The sequence below is a fragment of the Thalassotalea sp. HSM 43 genome (assembly GCF_004752005.1).
Lineage (GTDB): Bacteria > Pseudomonadota > Gammaproteobacteria > Enterobacterales > Alteromonadaceae > Thalassotalea_A.
Genome location: NZ_CP038493.1, coordinates 1,363,503 through 1,382,455, shown reverse-complemented (window position 1 = coordinate 1,382,455; position 18,953 = coordinate 1,363,503). Strand labels below are relative to the sequence as shown.

Annotated in this window: 26 protein-coding genes; 17 read left to right on the top strand and 9 right to left on the bottom strand. The window is 43.2% G+C overall.

Translation table 11 applies throughout. The features are described 5' to 3' along the window. Nucleotides 1–9 precede the first annotated feature (9 nt). From rplE to E2K93_RS05790, 16 genes are all read left to right on the top strand, one after another. On the top strand, nucleotides 10–549 hold the full coding sequence (gene rplE, locus E2K93_RS05865; RefSeq protein WP_135438200.1) for a 50S ribosomal protein L5: 540 nt from the start codon (nucleotides 10–12) through the stop codon (nucleotides 547–549). 11 nt (nucleotides 550–560) lie between these two features. Then, on the top strand, nucleotides 561–866 hold the full coding sequence (gene rpsN / locus E2K93_RS05860; RefSeq protein WP_135438199.1) for a 30S ribosomal protein S14: 306 nt from the start codon (nucleotides 561–563) through the stop codon (nucleotides 864–866). Between the two features lie 10 nt (nucleotides 867–876). Next, nucleotides 877–1,269, top strand: coding sequence for a 30S ribosomal protein S8 (gene rpsH, locus E2K93_RS05855; protein WP_135438198.1), 393 nt, complete (start codon nucleotides 877–879; stop codon nucleotides 1,267–1,269). A gap of 11 nt (nucleotides 1,270–1,280) precedes the next feature. After that, nucleotides 1,281–1,814, top strand: a complete 534-nt coding sequence (gene rplF, locus E2K93_RS05850; protein WP_135438197.1) for a 50S ribosomal protein L6 — start codon at nucleotides 1,281–1,283, stop codon at nucleotides 1,812–1,814. Between the two features lie 9 nt (nucleotides 1,815–1,823). Next, entirely contained in the window at nucleotides 1,824–2,174 is a 351-nt protein-coding gene (gene rplR, locus E2K93_RS05845; RefSeq protein WP_135438196.1) for a 50S ribosomal protein L18, read from the top strand. Between the two features lie 9 nt (nucleotides 2,175–2,183). Then, the gene (rpsE, locus tag E2K93_RS05840; RefSeq protein ID WP_135438195.1) at nucleotides 2,184–2,687 is read left to right on the top strand and encodes a 30S ribosomal protein S5; all 504 of its coding nucleotides are present in this window, start codon (nucleotides 2,184–2,186) and stop codon (nucleotides 2,685–2,687) included. A gap of 6 nt (nucleotides 2,688–2,693) precedes the next feature. Beyond that, nucleotides 2,694–2,873 (top strand): 50S ribosomal protein L30, encoded by a 180-nt coding sequence (gene rpmD / locus E2K93_RS05835; protein WP_135438194.1) that lies wholly within the window; start codon nucleotides 2,694–2,696, stop codon nucleotides 2,871–2,873. Between the two features lie 3 nt (nucleotides 2,874–2,876). Next, nucleotides 2,877–3,311: a 50S ribosomal protein L15 gene (gene rplO, locus E2K93_RS05830; RefSeq protein ID WP_135438193.1), complete on the top strand. Its 435-nt coding sequence runs from the start codon at nucleotides 2,877–2,879 to the stop codon at nucleotides 3,309–3,311. A gap of 7 nt (nucleotides 3,312–3,318) precedes the next feature. Then, the gene (secY, locus tag E2K93_RS05825; protein WP_135438192.1) at nucleotides 3,319–4,644 is read left to right on the top strand and encodes a preprotein translocase subunit SecY; all 1,326 of its coding nucleotides are present in this window, start codon (nucleotides 3,319–3,321) and stop codon (nucleotides 4,642–4,644) included. A 17-nt stretch (nucleotides 4,645–4,661) separates the two neighbouring features. Beyond that, nucleotides 4,662–4,778, top strand: coding sequence for a 50S ribosomal protein L36 (gene rpmJ, locus E2K93_RS05820; protein ID WP_074496180.1), 117 nt, complete (start codon nucleotides 4,662–4,664; stop codon nucleotides 4,776–4,778). Nucleotides 4,779–4,925: 147 nt separating this feature from the next. Then, nucleotides 4,926–5,282: a 30S ribosomal protein S13 gene (gene rpsM / locus E2K93_RS05815; protein ID WP_135438191.1), complete on the top strand. Its 357-nt coding sequence runs from the start codon at nucleotides 4,926–4,928 to the stop codon at nucleotides 5,280–5,282. Between the two features lie 16 nt (nucleotides 5,283–5,298). Then, nucleotides 5,299–5,688: a 30S ribosomal protein S11 gene (gene rpsK, locus E2K93_RS05810; protein WP_135438190.1), complete on the top strand. Its 390-nt coding sequence runs from the start codon at nucleotides 5,299–5,301 to the stop codon at nucleotides 5,686–5,688. Nucleotides 5,689–5,710: 22 nt separating this feature from the next. After that, nucleotides 5,711–6,331 carry a 30S ribosomal protein S4 gene (gene rpsD / locus E2K93_RS05805; protein WP_135438189.1) on the top strand — a complete coding sequence of 207 codons (621 nt, stop codon included), beginning with the start codon at nucleotides 5,711–5,713 and terminating at the stop codon, nucleotides 6,329–6,331. 25 nt (nucleotides 6,332–6,356) lie between these two features. Further along, nucleotides 6,357–7,346 carry a DNA-directed RNA polymerase subunit alpha gene (locus tag E2K93_RS05800; protein WP_135438188.1) on the top strand — a complete coding sequence of 330 codons (990 nt, stop codon included), beginning with the start codon at nucleotides 6,357–6,359 and terminating at the stop codon, nucleotides 7,344–7,346. 41 nt (nucleotides 7,347–7,387) lie between these two features. Beyond that, nucleotides 7,388–7,792 (top strand): 50S ribosomal protein L17, encoded by a 405-nt coding sequence (gene rplQ / locus E2K93_RS05795; protein WP_135438187.1) that lies wholly within the window; start codon nucleotides 7,388–7,390, stop codon nucleotides 7,790–7,792. Nucleotides 7,793–8,114: 322 nt separating this feature from the next. Continuing rightward, the gene (locus tag E2K93_RS05790) at nucleotides 8,115–9,017 is read left to right on the top strand and encodes a phosphoribulokinase (RefSeq protein WP_135438186.1); all 903 of its coding nucleotides are present in this window, start codon (nucleotides 8,115–8,117) and stop codon (nucleotides 9,015–9,017) included. A 7-nt stretch (nucleotides 9,018–9,024) separates the two neighbouring features. Here the strand turns inward: E2K93_RS05790 and E2K93_RS05785 are convergent, their stop codons facing one another. Further along, nucleotides 9,025–9,696: a hypothetical protein gene (locus E2K93_RS05785; RefSeq protein WP_135438185.1), complete on the bottom strand. Its 672-nt coding sequence runs from the start codon at nucleotides 9,694–9,696 to the stop codon at nucleotides 9,025–9,027. 179 nt (nucleotides 9,697–9,875) lie between these two features. Next, nucleotides 9,876–10,283 carry an OsmC family protein gene (locus E2K93_RS05780; RefSeq protein WP_135438184.1) on the bottom strand — a complete coding sequence of 136 codons (408 nt, stop codon included), beginning with the start codon at nucleotides 10,281–10,283 and terminating at the stop codon, nucleotides 9,876–9,878. A 185-nt stretch (nucleotides 10,284–10,468) separates the two neighbouring features. Between E2K93_RS05780 and E2K93_RS05775 the strand changes: the two genes are divergently transcribed. Continuing rightward, entirely contained in the window at nucleotides 10,469–11,899 is a 1,431-nt protein-coding gene (locus E2K93_RS05775; RefSeq protein ID WP_135440417.1) for a carbon starvation protein A, read from the top strand. A 109-nt stretch (nucleotides 11,900–12,008) separates the two neighbouring features. Here the strand turns inward: E2K93_RS05775 and E2K93_RS05770 are convergent, their stop codons facing one another. The 7 genes from E2K93_RS05770 to E2K93_RS05740 form a co-directional block, all read right to left on the bottom strand. After that, nucleotides 12,009–12,809 carry a DUF1338 domain-containing protein gene (locus E2K93_RS05770; RefSeq protein WP_135438183.1) on the bottom strand — a complete coding sequence of 267 codons (801 nt, stop codon included), beginning with the start codon at nucleotides 12,807–12,809 and terminating at the stop codon, nucleotides 12,009–12,011. Between the two features lie 183 nt (nucleotides 12,810–12,992). Then, nucleotides 12,993–14,462 (bottom strand): succinylglutamate-semialdehyde dehydrogenase, encoded by a 1,470-nt coding sequence (gene astD, locus E2K93_RS05765; protein ID WP_135438182.1) that lies wholly within the window; start codon nucleotides 14,460–14,462, stop codon nucleotides 12,993–12,995. 12 nt (nucleotides 14,463–14,474) lie between these two features. After that, the gene (gene astA / locus E2K93_RS05760; protein ID WP_135438181.1) at nucleotides 14,475–15,491 is read right to left on the bottom strand and encodes an arginine N-succinyltransferase; all 1,017 of its coding nucleotides are present in this window, start codon (nucleotides 15,489–15,491) and stop codon (nucleotides 14,475–14,477) included. Nucleotides 15,492–15,512: 21 nt separating this feature from the next. Beyond that, nucleotides 15,513–16,730, bottom strand: coding sequence for an aspartate aminotransferase family protein (locus E2K93_RS05755; protein ID WP_135438180.1), 1,218 nt, complete (start codon nucleotides 16,728–16,730; stop codon nucleotides 15,513–15,515). Nucleotides 16,731–17,054: 324 nt separating this feature from the next. Beyond that, nucleotides 17,055–17,396, bottom strand: a complete 342-nt coding sequence (locus tag E2K93_RS05750; protein ID WP_135438179.1) for a PilZ domain-containing protein — start codon at nucleotides 17,394–17,396, stop codon at nucleotides 17,055–17,057. Nucleotides 17,397–17,471: 75 nt separating this feature from the next. Then, nucleotides 17,472–18,053 carry an anthranilate synthase component II gene (locus E2K93_RS05745; RefSeq protein ID WP_135438178.1) on the bottom strand — a complete coding sequence of 194 codons (582 nt, stop codon included), beginning with the start codon at nucleotides 18,051–18,053 and terminating at the stop codon, nucleotides 17,472–17,474. Nucleotides 18,054–18,105: 52 nt separating this feature from the next. Beyond that, nucleotides 18,106–18,939 carry an MOSC domain-containing protein gene (locus E2K93_RS05740; protein ID WP_135438177.1) on the bottom strand — a complete coding sequence of 278 codons (834 nt, stop codon included), beginning with the start codon at nucleotides 18,937–18,939 and terminating at the stop codon, nucleotides 18,106–18,108. Nucleotides 18,940–18,953 lie beyond the last annotated feature (14 nt).

The following is an 18,953-nucleotide window of genomic DNA, read 5'->3' as shown; positions in this document are numbered from 1 at the left end:
GAGTAAACGATGGCGAAACTGCATGATTTTTACAAAGATACCGTTGTTACTGAACTGACCAAAGAGTTCGGATACAAAAGTGTCATGCAAGTCCCTCGAATTGAGAAGATCACTTTAAACATGGGTGTTGGTGAAGCTATTTCTGATAAGAAAGTGCTAGACAACGCTACTGGTGATCTTGCTGCAATCTCGGGTCAAAAGCCTCTAGTGACTAAAGCACGCAAATCTGTTGCTGGCTTTAAGATCCGTGAAGGCTACCCAATTGGTGCAAAAGTAACTCTACGCGGCGAGCGCATGTGGGACTTCTTTGAGCGCTTAATCTCAATTTCAGTTCCTCGTATCCGTGACTTCCGTGGCTTGAACCCTAAATCGTTCGACGGCCGTGGTAATTACAGCATGGGTGTGCGTGAGCAAATCATATTTCCTGAAATCGACTACGATAAAGTAGATAAAATTCGCGGTATGGATATCACTATCACTACCACTGCGGGTTCCGATGCGGAAGGTCGTGCTTTGCTGACTGCCTTTAACTTCCCGTTTAAGAAATAAGGTGTAGAGTAATGGCTAAATCATCAATGAAAGCACGTGAAGCTAAACGTGCAAAATTAGTTGCCCAGTACGCTGAAAAGCGTCGTGCACTAAAAGATATCATCTCTAGCCCTGAGTCTACTGACGAAGAGCGTTGGGATGCAGTATTGAAACTTCAGTCTCTACCACGTGACTCGAGCAGCAGCCGTCAACGTAACCGTTGTACAGTTACTGGTCGTCCACACGGTTACTTACGTAAGTTCGGCTTAAGCCGTATCAAGTTACGTGAAGCAACCATGCGTGGTGAAGTACCTGGTCTTAAGAAAGCAAGTTGGTAAGGAGTAAGCGATTATGATGACTGATCCTATCGCGGATATGTTCACACGCATCCGTAACGGTCAATCTGCAACTAAGGTTGCGGTAACTATGCCATCTTCAAAGCTGAAAGTTGCTATTGCAAACTTGCTTAAAGAAGAAGGTTACATTAACGACTTTAACGTAATGGACGGCAAAAAGCCGGAACTATCTGTTACTTTGAAGTACTTCGAAGGTAAAGAAGTTATCGAAACGATCAAGCGTGTTTCACGTCCTGGTCTTCGTGTATACAAAGGCAGCAATGATCTTCCACAAGTTCTAGCTGGTCTTGGTATTGCGATTGTTTCAACTTCTAAAGGTCTTATGACTGACCGCGCTGCACGTAATGCAGGTTTAGGCGGTGAGATCATCGGTATCGTAGCGTAAGGAGCAAGAATATGTCTCGTGTTGCAAAAGCACCTGTGGCTGTACCTGCTGGCGTTACTGTTACGTTATCTGGTCAAGAGATCACAGTTAAAGGTCCTAAAGGCGAACTTTCTCGCTCTATCAATGCTCTTGTTGCAGTTTCTCAAGAAGAAAACTCAATCAAGACTGGTGTAGCTACAGAAAGCAAAGCTGCTTGGATGCAAGCCGGTACTGCTCGTGCACTAATCAACAGTATGGTTGTTGGTGTGAGCGAAGGCTTCGAAAAACGTCTTATTCTTAACGGTGTTGGTTACCGTGCAAAAGCTGCTGGTCAGAACTTAAACCTATCTTTAGGTTTCTCTCACCCAGTAGAGCACGCTATCCCAGCAGGTGTTAAGTGTGAAACTCCTAGTCAAACTGAAATCGTACTTACGGGTGCTGATAAGCAGGTGATTGGTCAAGTTGCTGCGAACATTCGCGCTTACCGTAAGCCAGAGCCTTATAAAGGTAAAGGTATTCGTTATAGCGATGAAGTTGTTCGTCGTAAAGAAGCTAAGAAGAAGTAGGGTAATACAATGGATAAGAAAACATCTCGTTTACGTCGTGCAAAACGCACGCGCGCAAAAATCAGCGAGTTGGGTGCGAATCGCTTAGTTGTACACCGTACTCCTCGTCACATTTATGCTCAGCTAATCAGTGCTACATCTGAAGTACTTGCTTCTGCATCTACTTTAGATAAAGAAGTACGTGAGCAAGTTAAAGCTACTGGCAATAAAGACGCCGCTGCTGCTGTAGGTAAAACTATCGCAGAACGCGCTGCTGCCAAAGGCATTGAATCAGTTGCTTTCGATCGTTCGGGTTTCTTATACCACGGTCGAGTTGAAGCTCTAGCTGAAGCAGCTCGTGAAGCTGGCCTTAAATTCTAGGAGTAGATAATGGCTAATGTAGAAAACACACAACAAAGTGAATTCGCTGAAAAGCTAATCGCTGTTAACCGCGTATCAAAAGTGGTTAAAGGTGGTCGTATCTTCAGCTTCACTGCACTAACTGTCGTTGGTGACGGTAACGGCCGTGTTGGTTTTGGTTACGGTAAGGCACGTGAAGTTCCTGCTGCAATCCAAAAAGCAATGGAAAAGGCTCGCCGTAATATCGTAAACGTAGACCTTAAAGGTACTACCTTGCAGCATGCTGTTAAAGGTAAGCACTCAGGTTCTAAAGTTTACATGCAACCTGCTGCTGAAGGTACAGGTATCATCGCCGGTGGTGCGATGCGTGCAGTACTAGAAGTTGCGGGCGTACAGAACGTATTGTCAAAAGCATACGGTTCTACTAACCCAATTAACGTTGTTCGCGCTACTATCGGCGCTCTGGCAAATATGAAATCGCCAGAGTCTGTTGCAGCTAAGCGTGGTCTAAACGTTACTGAAATACTGGGGTAATGAACAATGGCTAAGACTGTTAAAGTAACTCAAGTTAAAAGCTCAATTGGTCGTCTTCCGACGCACCGTGCGACTTTGAAAGGTTTAGGTTTACGTCGTATCAATCATACTGTAGAGTTAGAAGATACTCCATCAGTACGTGGTATGATCAACAAAGTTCATTACATGATTAAGGTGGAGGACTAAACAATGCATTTAAACACATTATCCCCTGCACCTGGTTCTAAATCAGCTAAGAAACGTGTTGGTCGTGGTATTGGTTCTGGCCTAGGTAAAACCGGTGGTCGTGGTCACAAAGGTCAGAAGTCTCGTTCTGGCGGTGGCATACGCGTAGGTTTTGAAGGTGGTCAGATGCCACTTAAGCAACGTTTGCCTAAGTTTGGTTTCACTTCTCGTAAGTCTTTAGTTCGCGCTGAAGTACGTTTACACGAATTGAATACTATGACTGCAGATGTTGTTGACATTCACGCGCTAAAAGAAGCAGGCATCATCTCTCGCAACATGGAAACTGCAAAGATCATGTTGTCTGGTGAGATTAACCGTAAGATTACGGTTCGTGGCCTAGCAGTAACTAAAGGTGCACGTGCAGCGATTGAAGCTGCCGGTGGTACAGTAGAGGAATAGTACTAAAATGGCTACACCAGGAATGGAAAATAAAGGCGCAGGCGGTTTGTCTGAGCTGAAGCAAAGATTGTTGTTCGTACTCGGCGCACTTATCGTGTTCCGTTTAGGTTCATTTGTACCAATCCCTGGTATTGACGCCGCTGTACTAGCTCAGTTGTTTGATCAACAAAAGGGCACCATTGTAGAAATGTTTAACATGTTCTCTGGTGGTGCACTTGAGCGAGCCTCTGTATTGGCTCTTGGTATTATGCCGTACATCTCAGCCTCGATTATCATGCAAATTTCGACTCACGTCGTACCGAGCATGATGGAATTGAAAAAAGAGGGTGAAGCTGGACGTCGTAAGATCAGTCAATACACTCGCTACGGCACACTGCTTCTGGCAACAGTTCAGTCAATTGCGATTGCGAAAAGTTTACCTGGTATGATGCCTGGTCTTGTGGTTAACACAGGATTTGGTTTCTACTTTACTGCGGTAGTATCTCTAGTAACCGGTACCATGTTCTTAATGTGGTTAGGTGAACAGATTACTGAACGCGGTATTGGTAACGGTATCTCAATCTTAATTTTCGCTGGTATTGTTGCAGGCATGCCATCTGCAGTTGGTCAAACTGCTGAAATGGCGCGTCAAGGTGAACTGCACCCACTAGCATTATTGTTTATTGGTGGTATCGTTGCTGTTGTAACCTGGTTTGTGGTATTTGTAGAGCGCGGCCAACGCCGCATTGTGGTAAACTACGCCAAACGCCAACAAGGTCGTAAGGTGTTTGCCGCACAAAGCACGCATTTACCATTGAAAGTAAATATGGCGGGTGTAATCCCACCTATCTTTGCTTCAAGTATTATCTTGTTCCCTGGAACCATCGCAAGTTGGTTCGGACAAGGTACAGGCCCGGTTGCTGACTTCTTGCAAGAGATTTCTCTAGCGATGTCTCCAGGTCAACCTTTGTATGTAATGCTATATGCTGCAGCAATAATCTTTTTCTGCTTTTTCTACACGGCTCTTGTTTTCAACCCGCGTGAAACAGCAGATAATTTGAAGAAATCTGGTGCGTTTATCCCAGGCATTCGCCCTGGTGAGCAAACCTCTAGGTATATTGATAAAGTAATGACCCGCCTTACTCTGGCAGGTGCACTATACATTACTTTAATTTGTTTGGTTCCTGAGTTTATGATGATATTCATGGACGTACAATTCTACTTCGGTGGAACGTCTCTACTAATCATAGTAGTTGTTATCATGGACTTTATGGCGCAAGTACAAACTCATTTGATGTCTCATCAATATGACAGCGTACTGAAGAAAGCCAATCTTAAAGGCTATGGTCGATAAGACCAACGGAGTATAAAATGAAAGTTCGTGCATCCGTTAAAAAGATTTGCCGTAACTGTAAAGTTGTTAAACGTGCTGGTGTCGTTCGTGTAATTTGCAAGACCGACCCTAAACACAAACAACGTCAAGGTTAATTCTCGGTTAATCTTTTATTCAAGTGTCACAGGTTGTAATATAATGCAATTTGTGACACTTTATATTGCAAAAATGTTGCTGGTTGAGTATCCTTACGGGCTTTTCAACCGGTTTTCTTTTAACCCTAATTTATAGGAGATGTGTTAGTGGCCCGTATAGCTGGCATTAACATCCCTGATCGTAAGCACGCAGTAATCGCCATTACTGCAATCTACGGCATCGGCGCAACAAGAGCAAAGGCAATTTGTTCAGGCGCAGGTATTGCTGAAGATACTAAGATCAGTGAACTAGACGAAGCTCAAATCGATTTGCTTCGCGCAGAAGTGGCTAAATTTACCGTAGAAGGTGATTTACGTCGTGAAATTTCAATGAACATCAAGCGTCTGATGGACCTTGGCTGTTATCGTGGTTTACGCCATCGTCGCAGTCTTCCTCTACGTGGGCAACGCACTAAAACTAATGCGCGCACTCGTAAAGGTCCTCGTAAGCCGATTAAAAAGTAGATCGAGGTAATTAGACATGGCTAAAACACCAACTCGCGCTCGTAAGCGCGTGAAAAAACAAGTTGCTGATGGCATGGCTCATATCCATGCTTCTTTCAACAACACAATCGTAACTCTTACAGATCGTCAAGGTAATGCGTTATCTTGGGCAACTGCAGGTGGTTCAGGTTTCCGTGGTTCACGTAAATCTACTCCATTCGCTGCACAGGTTGCTGCTGATCGTGCTGGTAAAGTAGCACAAGAGTTTGGTTTGAAGAATATTGAAGTGTTCGTTAAGGGTCCGGGTCCAGGTCGTGAATCTGCAATCCGTGCTTTAAATGCTGCTGGTTTTAAAATCACCAACATTACTGACGTGACACCTATTCCTCATAATGGTTGTCGTCCTCCTAAGAAACGTCGCGTTTAATTAGGATAGTTGGAGAAAGAAAATGGCAAGATATTTAGGTCCTAAGCTTAAGCTTAGCCGTCGTGAAGGTACTGACTTATTCCTTAAGTCTGGTGTTCGCGCGATCGATACTAAATGTAAAATCGAAACTATTCCTGGTCAGCACGGCGCGCGTCGCGGTCGTTTATCTGACTATGGTGTTCAGCTTCGTGAGAAGCAAAAAGTTCGTCGTATCTACGGTGTTCTTGAGAAACAGTTCCGTAATTACTATAAAGAAGCTGCTCGTCTAAAAGGTAACACAGGTGAAAACTTGTTACAGCTTTTAGAAAAGCGTTTAGACAACGTTGTTTACCGTATGGGTTATGCGTCAACTCGCGCTGAAGCTCGTCAACTAGTTAGCCACAAAGCTATCGTAGTTAACGGTCAAGTTGTTAACATTCCATCTTTCGCTGTTAAAGCAGACGATGTGATCTCAATTCGTGAAAAAGCGAAATCTCAAGCGCGTATTGTTGCTGCACTTGAAATCGCTGATCAACGTGAGAAACCAGTCTGGGTTGAAGTTGATGGTAAGAAAATGGAAGGTACGTTTAAACGTCTACCTGACCGTTCTGACCTATCAGCCGAAATCAACGAACAGTTGATTGTCGAGCTTTACTCGAAATAAAGCTGAACTTTAAGAGAGGACAATAATGCAGGGTTCTGTAACCGAATTCCTTAAGCCGAAATTGGTAGGTATTGAAAACGTATCTGACACTCGTGCTAAGGTAACTTTAGAACCACTTGAACGTGGTTTTGGTCATACTTTAGGTAACGCACTACGTCGTATCCTTTTGTCATCTATGCCTGGTTGCGCAGTGACAGAAGTAGAAATTGACGGTGTATTGCATGAATACAGCTCTAAAGAAGGTGTTCAAGAGGACATCATCGAGATCTTGTTGAATCTAAAAGGTTTGGCGGTAGGTTTAGAAGGCAAAACTGAAGCGGTTTTAACTTTAACTAAGTCGGGTGAAGGCCCTGTTACGGCAGCTGATATCCAACACGATGGCGATGTTACTATCGCTAATCCAGAACATGTTATCTGTACTCTTACTGGTGACGGTTCTATCAGCATGCGCATTAAAGTAGAAATGGGTCGTGGTTACGTTCCAGCATCTACTCGTCGCAACGCCGAAGAGGAAGAGCGCGCAATTGGCCGCTTGCTAGTTGACGCTTCTTTCAGTCCTGTTCATAGAATTGCTTATGATGTTGATTCAGCACGTGTTGAGCAACGCACTGACTTGGATAAGCTAGTTATCGACATGGAAACTAACGGTACGTTAGATCCTGAAGAAGCTATCCGTCGTGCATCAACAATTCTTGCTGAGCAACTAGATGCATTTGTTGACTTACGTGACGTTAAAGAAGAAGAAGTTAAGGAAGAAAAACCTGCGTTTGATCCTATTCTTCTGCGTCCAGTTGACGATCTAGAATTAACAGTTCGTTCAGCTAACTGTCTAAAAGCAGAAGCGATTCAGTATATTGGTGACTTAGTACAACGTGCAGAGGTTGAGCTTCTTAAAACACCTAACTTAGGTAAGAAGTCTTTAACTGAAATCAAAGATGTTCTAGCATCTCGTGGCTTATCTCTAGGCATGCGCCTAGAAAACTGGCCACCAGCTAGCATTGCTGATAACGACTAAGTCGATCACATTAATAGTTTATAGAGAAGAAGGATTAACTTATGCGCCATCGTAAAAGCGGTCGCCAGTTAAACCGTAATAGCAGTCATCGTCAGGCGATGTTCCGCAATATGGCAAGCTCTCTAGTTAAGCACGGTACTATCAAAACTACCGTTGCTAAAGCTAAAGAACTACGTCGCGTTGTTGAGCCATTAATCACTTTGGCAAAAACTGACAGCGTTGCAAACCGTCGTTTAGCGTTTGCTCGTACACGCGATCAAGAAGTAGTAGGTCTTTTATTCAACGAACTTGGTCCTCGTTACCAAGAACGTCCAGGTGGTTACACTCGCATTCTTAAATGCGGTTTCCGTACTGGTGATAAAGCTCCTATGGCTTACATCCAGCTAGTTGATCTACCAGCAGTTGAAGAAACTGTTGAAGTAGAAGAGACTTCAGCTGAAGCTTAATTGAAAGCTTAAATATTAAAAAAGGCACCTTCGGGTGCCTTTTTTATTTTTAAGAGTAAATTCATTTTCTCTCACTCTCTGTTTCGCAGTGTTAGAAAAATAGCACCGTCACCGCCATAAAACATTCATCCATGAATCTGCTGGCATTCGTATGTCCTTATACGTCATCCCATCATGTTGTTGGATGGGAGCTCTTTAATAACCGAAGTGACTTCACACTTCGCACTTCGCACTTCGTACCTCAGCTAGAGGCCGCTAACTTGACCTAAAACCCAATACCCCGTATAAAAGTAGATTGTATTAATAACCTATTAGCCCATTAATGTCTGAACGTAATCCAATTATTGCTGTAACCGGTTCTTCTGGCGCAGGTACTTCTACCACGTCGGAAGCGTTTGCTCATATGTTCCGTAGTTTGGACATTAACCCTGCTATGGTCGAAGGCGATAGCTTTCATCGTTTTACTCGTCCAGAGATGGAGCTAGAAAAGCGTAAAGCCAAAGAAGGCGGTCGTGCGGTCAGTTATTTTGGTGATATCGCCAATGACTTTAGTGCGCTGGAAAATCTGTTTAGGGATTTTGGTGAAAAAGGTGAGGGCACCATACGTCGCTATTTACACACCTTTGATGAGGCGGTGCCATATAACCAGATGCCAGGTACGTTTACACCTTGGGAGCCGATAGGAGCTGATTCTGACTTGTTATTCTATGAAGGCCTACATGGCGGTGTCGTCACTGAGCAGAACGACGTTGCGCGTCACGTAGACCTACTTATTGGCTTGGTACCGATTGTTAACTTGGAATGGATCCAAAAAATCGTTCGTGATACCAATCAACGTGGCCATTCTCGTGAAGCGGTAAACGAAAGTATCGTCCGTTCTATGGAAGACTACTTTAGCTTTATCACCCCGCAGTTTTCGCGTACCCATATTAACTTCCAACGCGTACCGACTGTTGATACCTCAAATCCGTTTTCTGCAAAAGCAATACCGACCGCGGATGAAAGTTTTGTTGTGATTCGCTTTCGTGAAAATAAGAACGTCGACTTTCCTTATTATTTGCGCATGATAGATGGCGCATTTATGTCACGTATTAATACCTTGGTGGTACCAGGCGGTAAGATGGGTTTGGCAATGGAGCTTATTTTAACGCCGCTTATCGAGCAGCTGATGGAAAAAAAGCAAGCCGCAAGTCAGCAAATGGATTGGATGCAAACCTATAAGTAGTCTGCCGTTAGGCGTAAAAGCTATAGGTCACCGAAAATAGACCGGTTATTAACATGATTTTCTTGGTTGGCAGCTTCAATACTCTGACTAACCAAGACATGGGTATCATAATATAAGGCATTATCCAGGCGAACACGACGAGTAATAGCACCGACAATGGCGCAATATAAAAGCCCAGGAACACCAAAAAGCCCAACATACTCAAATATAGGGCGAACTCTGTATAGGTACCATTGATGGTCAACAGTACGCCTATGCCGAGTAACGTCACACCAATACCAATAATCGTGCTTGAAAAAAAGCAGCAGTAATAGGCGAGCTTTTGCGAGAAAGGCAGTTCCGCACTATATAAGGCTTTAAGTAGTTTGTGCTGATCCGTATTGGTGCGATTTCGAATACTATGAAAATGGCCTTTGACAATATTCTTTTTAATTTTCTTTACACTGGTAATGGCTTTACCGCTGAGTTGTTTCGGTTTTTTGCCTAATTGGAATAGTTTATTTTCTCTAGATGGCGCATTTAAATCGGCGAGACTGCGCAAAAATACTTTAGCCCCACCTTTTATTTTATCCGGTGCACTGGTGCTCAATTCAATTATGCAGCGCTCAATCAGCAACACTGACCAACGCCAGGAAAATAAGAAACATATAACACCAACCACTAAGAATAGGTTGTTCATTTTCTCACCAATAGATTACTTGCTTAGAGTATGGTGTAGATTTGCAAAAAGTCTACTGTAGGGCAGTTATCGCAGCGGGTTAGTGGGCAATCGACGTCGAGTTTTGCGCTTGAAGATAATCGTAAAAGAGAATAAATGAAGCAGTCAACGGGGTGCTGACTGCTAGGTAATCGCCAATATTAAGACGCTTGCTCAATGGCAAAGTCGTGGCTGATGTTAACCGCTTTGTTTAACATTAACGCCACCGAACAATACTTGTCTGCCGATAACGCAACCGCGCGCTCAACATGCTTTTCAGCGACATCGGTTCCTGTGATAACAAAATGTAGATGGATATCGGTAAATAAGCGCGGTACAGAATCTGCACGTTTTGCTTCGATCTCAACTACACAATCACGAACGTTTTGACGCGCTTTTTGTAGAATGCTCACCACATCTACTGAAGAACAGCCACCTAGAGACAATAAAACGTTTTCTAATGGGCTAACCGCATTGTTACCGCCATTGGCGTCCATTAACATGCTATGACCACTTTCTGACGTGCCCATAAACATTTCGTCGCCAACCCATTTCACTTGTGCTTTCATGTTGAATCCTTAATTTATTTAACGGCGCTATTTTACCTAACTAATTTGTATTAACCAAGGCGCTAAATGCGATTGTTTGTGTATAAAAAGTGTGCAAAATTCACCTGAAAAATAACATTGGATAACAGATTTAACATTCGATTAAAGATATTATCAGCGCGTTAATGGCAACTGGTAATTTTACTATGCTCTATTTTTTGCTCGCAGTAGGTTTGCTTATCGCCGGTTATTTTATCTACGGTAGCTTTGTAGAAAAAGTATTCGGTATCAATCGCAATCGTCAAACCCCAGCACATACCCACACCGATGGGGTTGATTATGTGCCAATGTCGAAATCCAAAGTTTATCTGATTCAATTACTTAATATCGCCGGTGTGGGGCCAATTTTTGGTCCAATTTTAGGTGCCTTATATGGTCCAGCGGCAATGCTTTGGATTGTCATTGGTTGTATTTTTGCCGGTGCTGTTCACGATTATTTTTCTGGTATGATTTCCGTTAGGAATGATGGTCAGTCGGTACCCAACCTTGCTGGTAAATATTTAGGCAAAGGTGCCAAGCACTTTATGAATGTGTTTGCCGTGATCTTATTACTGCTCGTTGGTGTGGTATTTATCTCAGCACCAGCAGGTTTGTTAAACAAACTAACCGGCGTTGATGTTGCTGTCTTCTTAGCGATTATTTTTGTTTATTACCTCATTGCAACTTTACTGCCCGTGGACAAGTTAATCGGCCGCTTTTACCCGTTCTTCGGTGCCATGTTGGTGTTTATGTCCGTCGGTTTAACTTTAGCCTTGGTGTTTTCATCAGACTATTCGATGCTACCGGGTGTTACCAGTGCTGACTTCTTTAGCAATTTGAACCCTAATGATATGCCACTGTGGCCAGCATTATTTATCACTATCGCCTGTGGCGCTGTGTCTGGTTTTCATGCAACACAATCACCGCTGATGGCTCGCTGCGTCGAAAACGAACAAAATGGTCGTTTCGTGTTTTACGGCGCGATGATCGGAGAAGGTATTATTGCCCTTATTTGGTGTGCGTTAGCCTTGTCTTTCTTTGGTGGTGTTGATGCCTTAAACAGTGCCATGAACGGCAATCCTGCCAATGTCGTATATGACGTATCGAATGGTTTGCTTGGTGCTGTTGGTGGTTTTATGGCTATTTTGGGTGTTATCGTACTACCCATTACCTCAGGCGATACTGCGTTTCGTTCAGCACGACTGATTTTAAGTGAATTTTTTGATATGCCACAGCAAAAGATCAGTAAACGCCTTTTGCTAGCCCTACCGTTATTCGCCATTGGTGCTGCTTTAACGCAAATAGATTTCGGTATTATCTGGCGTTATTTCGGTGTTGCTAATCAGGCGACGGCAGCGCTTATGTTGTGGACTGCAGCAGCGTATCTATTGAGACAGCAGAAGTTGCATTGGATCTGTACGCTACCAGCAATGTTTATGACAACAGTGGTGTTTGCATTCTTATTAAGCTCAACCACTTTAGGCTTTGGTTTACCTATTCAATTGTCGACCATTGCAGCAGCGCTTGCGACCTTAGTGATCACCGTTATGGTGTTACAACTGGGTAAAAAGCCAATACCTGTATTGGAAAAACTATAGGCATCAATGTCTGATAAACATAAAAAAGGCACCTTTAAGGTGCCTTTTTTATTTACCGTGTCATACCTGTATAAGTACAGATTTAAGCCCTTGTTTAAAGAAAGCTTAGTTATTTGCCGTTGTTGGTGCTTTCAAAAATTTTGTCAGCGGATGCGGCAACAAACCCCGTGTAAATTTGGCCATTTAACTTAGGGTAGCGTTTAGCAAATTCATAAAAGCAGCTTGGGATTTCCACCATACCTTCTTTAAAGCGAACCTGGGCTTTATCGGCCATAGTCGATGATTGCTCAAGCATTACCGTTTCATCACCTTTAATTTCACCACCAACGTTATTTAAGCGGAAGCCACCATCTTTAATCGCTTGGTTGACTTCTTTTATACAATTAAAGTCGTTTAAGTGATTAATGCTGACGGTAAAATGATTGGCTCTAAAGCCCCAAGCCGATAACCAAGCGGCATATTCGCTTTCTTTCGCTAACAGTTGATATTCGTCGTGACTAATATCCCAAATACGACCGGCATAAAGGATGTTGGCATCATCCATAAGCTTGTGATCAATATCAGCAACAATGCGATTAATAATGATTTGTGCTTCAGGTGATAACTTCTCGACTAATAACTCACTGATAAACACCTTAGGTAAAGTGCTATCTGCGTGTTCAAAATGTTTGGCATAAAGCTTTTTTGCTTCGAAATGGTATTCGCCGCATTCTTTATAACCGAGCTCAATTAAATGGTGAGCTAGAGTGTCTAAGTTGACCTTAGATAAGTTAAAGGTACGGTAGGCAACATGGTCATTAATGACTTCTTTGCCATTGGCTAATAACGCGTGCACGCGTTCAGCTGATGGTGTCACTTCGACGTATTGGTTCCAAATTTTTTCGAATAATTGTTTGACGTTGGTGCTCATAGTCTCCCCCAAATAGGCAAAATATATATAGGCAATAAAACAAATTTGGCGAAGATGCTCAGGCGAGTTAATACAAATTAACAGGCGAAGGTGAGCCCCTTCGCCTGTTAAATTAAAGGTTATCGACGGCTTTAAAAAAGCCGGGTCTGATACTAGCTACTTGGAGCTGGTAACTCAGTCGCATTAGATGCTTAAACCTGGGCTTAAGTTTTCAGGCAAACTGACTTTTTCAGCTTCAACAGATGCTACTGGGAATGCACAGTAGTCAGCGGCATAGTATGCGCTCGCTCTGTGATTACCACTATCACCAATACCGCCAAATGGCGCGGCGCTGCTGGCACCGGTAATTGGTTTGTTCCAGTTAACAATACCGGCACGAATGCGTTTGAAAAAGTGCTGGTAAGTCGCTTCACTGTCACTAAGTAGGCCCGCAGACAAACCAAAACTGGTGTTGTTTGCTTCGTTGATGGCAAGATCAAGGTCATCGTAGCGATAGACTTTCAATAGAGGACCAAAGTGCTCTTCATCAGGCAGCTTGTCGATATTGCTGACATTAATAATACCTGGCGTGACAAAACCTTGGTCGGCGTTTGGTTGGCTAAGTTCAACTAACACTTCACCACCAAGTTCAACGATTTTTTGTTGTGCTGCAACCATACCTGACGCGGCACGGCTACTGATCATTGAGCCAATAAACGGTTGTTCAGCATCATCGTAATGACCAATCTTAATCGCTTTTGTCGCAGCAATTAGTTTGTTCAAGATGGCGTCACCATTGGCATTGTTTTTAATAAACAAGCGACGAGCACATGTACAACGCTGACCGGTAGAAATAAATGCTGACTGGACAATATCATGAACAGCAGCATCAACATCGGCCACATCACTGACGATAAGTGGGTTATTACCACCCATCTCTAGGGCTAATATTTTACCGGGCTGACCGGCAAATTGTTCGTGCAATAGCTTACCTGTGGTTGAGCTACCGGTGAAAAACAAACCATCAATACCCGGATGTGAAGCCAAGGCTTTACCGGTTTCGACTTCACCTTGAACCATGTTAATAACACCTTCAGGTAAACCGGCTTGTTGCCATAGTTTCATGGTCAATTCGGCAACCATCGGCGTTAATTCCGACGGTTTAAATACCACGGTATTACCAGCAATGAGTGCTGGCACGATATGACCGTTTGGCAAATGACCAGGAAAATTATATGGACCAAATACTGCAACCACACCATGTGGCTTATGGCGAATAAAGGCTTTGGCACCTGGCATTGGGTTTTCAACCGTACCTGTGCGGTCTTCATAGGCCTTAATCGAAATATTGATTTTACCAACCATAGCACCAGCTTCAGTACGGGTTTCCCATAATGGTTTACCTGTTTCTTGGGCGATGGCGATTGCAATATCTTCTTTGTTGTCAGTAAGCACTTGCGCAAAACGAGTCACTAACTCAAGACGTTCTGCAACACTTAGAAAACCCCAAGTTTCAAACGCGCGTCTGGCGCTTGCAATAGCGTCATTGACCTGATCTGGTGTCGCGGTTTGACCTTGCCAGATAACGTCATTAATCGCAGGGTTTAGTGATTGCATGTCAGTACCTTGACCGGCAAGCCACTGATTATTTATAAATTGAACCTTATGTGTCATAACTTCTCCACATTATGCTTTAGCAAGACGCACTGTATCACCGGCTTCAATTTGCAACGCTTTTGCAGCATCGGCGGTCATTGTGGCAATACGAGTGTCTTTATTAATGTTGATACTTTGGTAAACGGCACGGAAATCGCGAACATCTTGGTTGATTATCATTCGACGTTCGCCATCAATAACATCGCCAATGGCAACTTGATATTGCGCTGAGTTACGTACCGTTTTGATGTTTTCCAGCTCGCATTCAACGGTAGGGCCGGCATCAAAGATATCTACGTAACCACGACTTACAAAACCTTCACTATTAAGGAGACGCAACGCTGGCACGGTATCTTCATGAACTTTACCAATAACTTGTTGGGCTTCTTTACTTAACAAGTTGACGTAGATAGGGTACTTAGGCATTAATTCTGCAATGAACGATTTTTTGCCTATACCGGTTAAATAATCGGCAGTCGGAAAGTCCATAGAGAAAAAGTGCTCTTCTAGCCATTGCCAAAAGGGTGAATCGCCGTTTTCATCAGAAACACCACGCATTTCAGCGATCACGGTATTATTAAAACGCGCTTTATGTTCCGCCATAAATAAGAAACGGAATTTCGATAAAAAGCGGCCATTATTATTGGCGCGATAATCGTTGCGTAAAAATAAGGTACACAGTTCAGTTGTGCCGGTGTAATCGTTGTTCAGCGCCAGAATTTCAACATTGTTGTATATGTTTAATTCTCTTGATGAGTGCACGACTTTGCCAACATGATAGTGATAAAACGCATCATGTAGGCCAACCGCTGCTTCGATACCACTGGTACCAACAACTTCACCGGTTTCACTGTCTTCCATAACGAATAAATAGCTTTCACTACCATCAAAATTAGTTTCTTGATGAAATGACTGATTGGCACCATTAATACGGTTTAACAGCAGCCCTTCATTAACAGGCAAACTGGTAAATCCATGCCCAGATTCTACAGCGATTTGATGTAAGGCATCATAATCACTGCTACGAATTGGTCTGATAATAATCATAGTTGCGTCCTGGCTCGTTGATTAACCGTTTACGATGGCATCTACCGCCTTTTCAAAACGGTTCATACCTTCCAGAATATCTGCATCTGGAATAACCAATGATGGCGTGAAACGAATAATGCTAGCACCGGCAACCAGTGTCATTAAACCGTGTTCCATAGCCGCATTCAAAAAGTCTTTACTACGACCTTGGTATTCATCGTTCAGCACCGCACCGATAAGTAAACCTTTACCACGGATTTCTTTGAACACGTTGTATTTTTCATTCACTGCCGCTAGAGCTTGCTTGAACATCGCTTCTTTGGCTTTAACGCCTTGCAATGTAGCTGGGTCATTTACTGTGTCAAATGCCGCTTCGGCAACCGCACATGCCAATGGGTTACCACCGTATGTACTGCCGTGGGTACCAATTTTAAGATGCTTAGCAATGTCGTTAGTCGTTAGCATGGCACCCACTGGGAAACCACCACCTAAAGCTTTCGCCGTCGTCATAATGTCAGGTGCAACACCTAAACCCATGTAGGCGTATAATTCACCGGTACGGCCAACACCTGTTTGCACTTCATCAAAAATAAGTAGCGCGTTGTGTTTGTCACATAATGCACGAACACCTTCAGCAAATTCTTGTGTTGGTGATACGATTCCGCCTTCGCCTTGCAGTGGCTCCATTACAACGGCACAGGTGTTATCACTGATTAACGCTTCAAGTGATTCTAGGTTGTTGTATTCAGCGTGTTCGATATCACCTGGTTTAGGACCGAAACCATCTGAATAGGCTTCTTGACCACCAACAGTTACGGTGAAGAACGTACGACCGTGGAAACCTTGTTTGAAAGAGATTATCTGTGATTTGTGTTCACCGTATACATCTAATGCCCAACGACGCGCCAGTTTAAATGCCGCTTCGTTTGATTCAGCACCTGAGTTGGCAAAGTAAACTTTTTCAGCGAAGGTGTTATCAACCAATTTTTTAGCTAGGCGCAAGGCCGGCTCATTGGTCATCACGTTCGATAAATGCCAAAGCTTTTCGCCTTGAGTTTTTAGGGCTTCGACTAGAGCTGGGTGACAGTGACCCAAGCAGCTAACCGCGATACCACCAGCAAAATCGATCAGTTCATTGTTGTTTTGGTCCCAAACACGTGAACCTTTACCACGTACAGGAATAACAGCAGAAGGTGAATAGTTAGGCACCATCACGTGATCAAATAATTCGCGATTTACTGAAAATTGCTCAGTCATATTCGAAATCCTCATTCTAAAATGCAAGTTAGTGAACCTTGTAGTGCATCGCACTTGCTCTTGTTTTACAGCGGTTCTACTAAAAAAGAGACAATATTATGTCAGAATTTAACCATTTTGTCTTTAGCGAAATTCGCTGAAAGCCAATAAAAATAAGGGGTTGCAGGGTTTTATTCAGTTTGAATGCATAACTATTTTAGCCGTAGTGGGACGAACTCAGTTGTTAACGGCGATTGAATAAAACGATAAAGACTTGCTCCAAAGTATAGGGCATGCGGTTATTTTCGTTGCGATAAGTTGAACAATTAATCGGCGATTGTGGATTTAATCTGTGCTTAGTAGCTGTTGTATTAATTTTGTATGCTCAAGGCTGTTATTCATAAACTTAATGCCGAGTAAAAAATCGTTATGGGAAATGCGACGATTAACCACTAAACGGCAATGAAACGATAAGTCAGGGTGACCATCAAAACACAAATCAAAATGAACAGGGCGTTGCTCTTGTTGCAACAGATGATCGACAAGAGCTTTGTCTGCTGAGATTTGAATACCAGACAAAGATAGGTTTCGGCTTGACGTTGTTAAGCGAACATCATCACCTAAAAGCATGACGTCTACGTCAATTTCAAGCTCTTTACGAGGATAAATGCGTCTATCTGAAAACATGTTTTTTTATTATTGTTATGTGTTTTTCTATAATTTACCGAATTTGACGACAGATGTCACTGATTTGTATAGAGATCAATACTTGTTAATGAAATTAGCCAGTAGTTGGTGGCCTTGCTCCGTCAGTATCGATTCGGGATGAAATTGAACGCCCATAATGGCTAAGGTGTTATGTTCTATAGCCATAATTTCATCAAAATTACCTTGCGCATCTTCGGTCCAGGCGGTAATTGACAAACATTCAGGCAGGCTGCTTTTATTGACCACCAATGAGTGATAACGGGTTACCTGCAATGGCAAATTTAAGTCGGCAAATAAATTACGTTGGTTATGTTGGATAAGGGATGTTTTGCCATGCATAACCTGTTTTGCTTTTTCGACCACTCCGCCAAAATGTTGAGCGATACATTGATGCCCTAAGCAGACACCTAAAATAGGGATTTTACCGGCAAAACTGGCAATGATCTGCAACGATAGGCCGGCCTTGTCGGGATCACATGGGCCGGGAGAGATGACAATTTTCTGCGGTTGCATGGCGCTAATATCATCTATGGTAATTTCATCATTACGGGCAACAACCACTTCTTCGTTTAAGTGCTGAAAATAGTGCACCAAATTGTAGGTAAACGAATCGTAGTTATCGATCATCAATAGCATAATGAATTTTCGCTGAGGCTATAAAGGTCGCCATTATACCGTGTCGTTTTCGCTAAACAAATGCTAATGGCGTTTGCGTGCTTATGATTTCAACTTTGTCACCACGTTTTATCTCTCCCGCATTTAGTGGCACCAGATTTTGACCAAAATAGATTTGCTTATCGGCCGCCTTGCGATAACTCGCTAATGTGTTTAACGGCTCGCGTTGCGGATCTCTTGCTGCTGTGCTGGCATCTACTGTGGTAAATATGCAACGACTACACGGTTTAGCAAGTTCAAACAGCACCTCACCAATTTTAATTTGATGCCATTGGTCTTCTCTATAGGCTGGGCAATTATCGACGACAATATTGGGACGAAATTGAGCCATGGTTACGGCTTGGCTGGGACGTTGGCTGAGGCGTTGATTTAGATCGTCTAACGATCCTTGAGATATCAATAATACAGGGTAACCGTCGGCATAGCTTAATTTGTTCGGGTAATCTTTTAGTGGTCTGTTTGATTGTGTGCCGAGAAAATATAAACGGCATGGCTGGCCAAGGTACTGACTAAACCACAGATTCGCCTGCTCCGATGTTTGTTGCCCAGCAATTTCATCTTGCCAAACCTGCACTGTATCATAGGCGGGTGTAAACTCATTTAATCGTAAATGCAGTGCCGGCATATTCGCAGCGGTAATGGTGATCACATCTTGCTCAATCCAACTTGACACTTTTACCAGCTTTGATTTGGTGCGTCCGGTAATGAACTTGCCCTCGGTATCGGTAATGACAAAGTGACGATCAAATATAAGTCCATGCTCGCTGACTGCTGAGGTGGTTAGTTCAATGCCGGCGGTAGACTTAATTGGATAGGTGTATAAATTACTAATTGATGGCTGTGTCATGACTAAACCTGTAT

Coding starts and splice junctions, on each gene's coding strand:
- rpsD (WP_135438189.1), top strand. CDS start 5,711: ATGGCAAGATATTTAGGTCCTAAGCTTAAGCTTAGCCGTCGTGAAGGT.
- secY (WP_135438192.1), top strand. CDS start 3,319: ATGGCTACACCAGGAATGGAAAATAAAGGCGCAGGCGGTTTGTCTGAG.
- astD (WP_135438182.1), bottom strand. CDS start 14,462: ATGACACATAAGGTTCAATTTATAAATAATCAGTGGCTTGCCGGTCAA.
- E2K93_RS05755 (WP_135438180.1), bottom strand. CDS start 16,730: ATGACTGAGCAATTTTCAGTAAATCGCGAATTATTTGATCACGTGATG.
- rplF (WP_135438197.1), top strand. CDS start 1,281: ATGTCTCGTGTTGCAAAAGCACCTGTGGCTGTACCTGCTGGCGTTACT.
- rplE (WP_135438200.1), top strand. CDS start 10: ATGGCGAAACTGCATGATTTTTACAAAGATACCGTTGTTACTGAACTG.
- rplR (WP_135438196.1), top strand. CDS start 1,824: ATGGATAAGAAAACATCTCGTTTACGTCGTGCAAAACGCACGCGCGCA.
- E2K93_RS05790 (WP_135438186.1), top strand. CDS start 8,115: ATGTCTGAACGTAATCCAATTATTGCTGTAACCGGTTCTTCTGGCGCA.
- rplO (WP_135438193.1), top strand. CDS start 2,877: ATGCATTTAAACACATTATCCCCTGCACCTGGTTCTAAATCAGCTAAG.
- rpmD (WP_135438194.1), top strand. CDS start 2,694: ATGGCTAAGACTGTTAAAGTAACTCAAGTTAAAAGCTCAATTGGTCGT.
- rpsK (WP_135438190.1), top strand. CDS start 5,299: ATGGCTAAAACACCAACTCGCGCTCGTAAGCGCGTGAAAAAACAAGTT.
- E2K93_RS05750 (WP_135438179.1), bottom strand. CDS start 17,396: ATGTTTTCAGATAGACGCATTTATCCTCGTAAAGAGCTTGAAATTGAC.
- E2K93_RS05745 (WP_135438178.1), bottom strand. CDS start 18,053: ATGCTATTGATGATCGATAACTACGATTCGTTTACCTACAATTTGGTG.
- rplQ (WP_135438187.1), top strand. CDS start 7,388: ATGCGCCATCGTAAAAGCGGTCGCCAGTTAAACCGTAATAGCAGTCAT.
- E2K93_RS05770 (WP_135438183.1), bottom strand. CDS start 12,809: ATGAGCACCAACGTCAAACAATTATTCGAAAAAATTTGGAACCAATAC.
- rpsE (WP_135438195.1), top strand. CDS start 2,184: ATGGCTAATGTAGAAAACACACAACAAAGTGAATTCGCTGAAAAGCTA.
- rpmJ (WP_074496180.1), top strand. CDS start 4,662: ATGAAAGTTCGTGCATCCGTTAAAAAGATTTGCCGTAACTGTAAAGTT.
- E2K93_RS05780 (WP_135438184.1), bottom strand. CDS start 10,283: ATGAAAGCACAAGTGAAATGGGTTGGCGACGAAATGTTTATGGGCACG.
- E2K93_RS05800 (WP_135438188.1), top strand. CDS start 6,357: ATGCAGGGTTCTGTAACCGAATTCCTTAAGCCGAAATTGGTAGGTATT.
- E2K93_RS05785 (WP_135438185.1), bottom strand. CDS start 9,696: ATGAACAACCTATTCTTAGTGGTTGGTGTTATATGTTTCTTATTTTCC.
- rpsN (WP_135438199.1), top strand. CDS start 561: ATGGCTAAATCATCAATGAAAGCACGTGAAGCTAAACGTGCAAAATTA.
- E2K93_RS05775 (WP_135440417.1), top strand. CDS start 10,469: ATGCTCTATTTTTTGCTCGCAGTAGGTTTGCTTATCGCCGGTTATTTT.
- astA (WP_135438181.1), bottom strand. CDS start 15,491: ATGATTATTATCAGACCAATTCGTAGCAGTGATTATGATGCCTTACAT.
- E2K93_RS05740 (WP_135438177.1), bottom strand. CDS start 18,939: ATGACACAGCCATCAATTAGTAATTTATACACCTATCCAATTAAGTCT.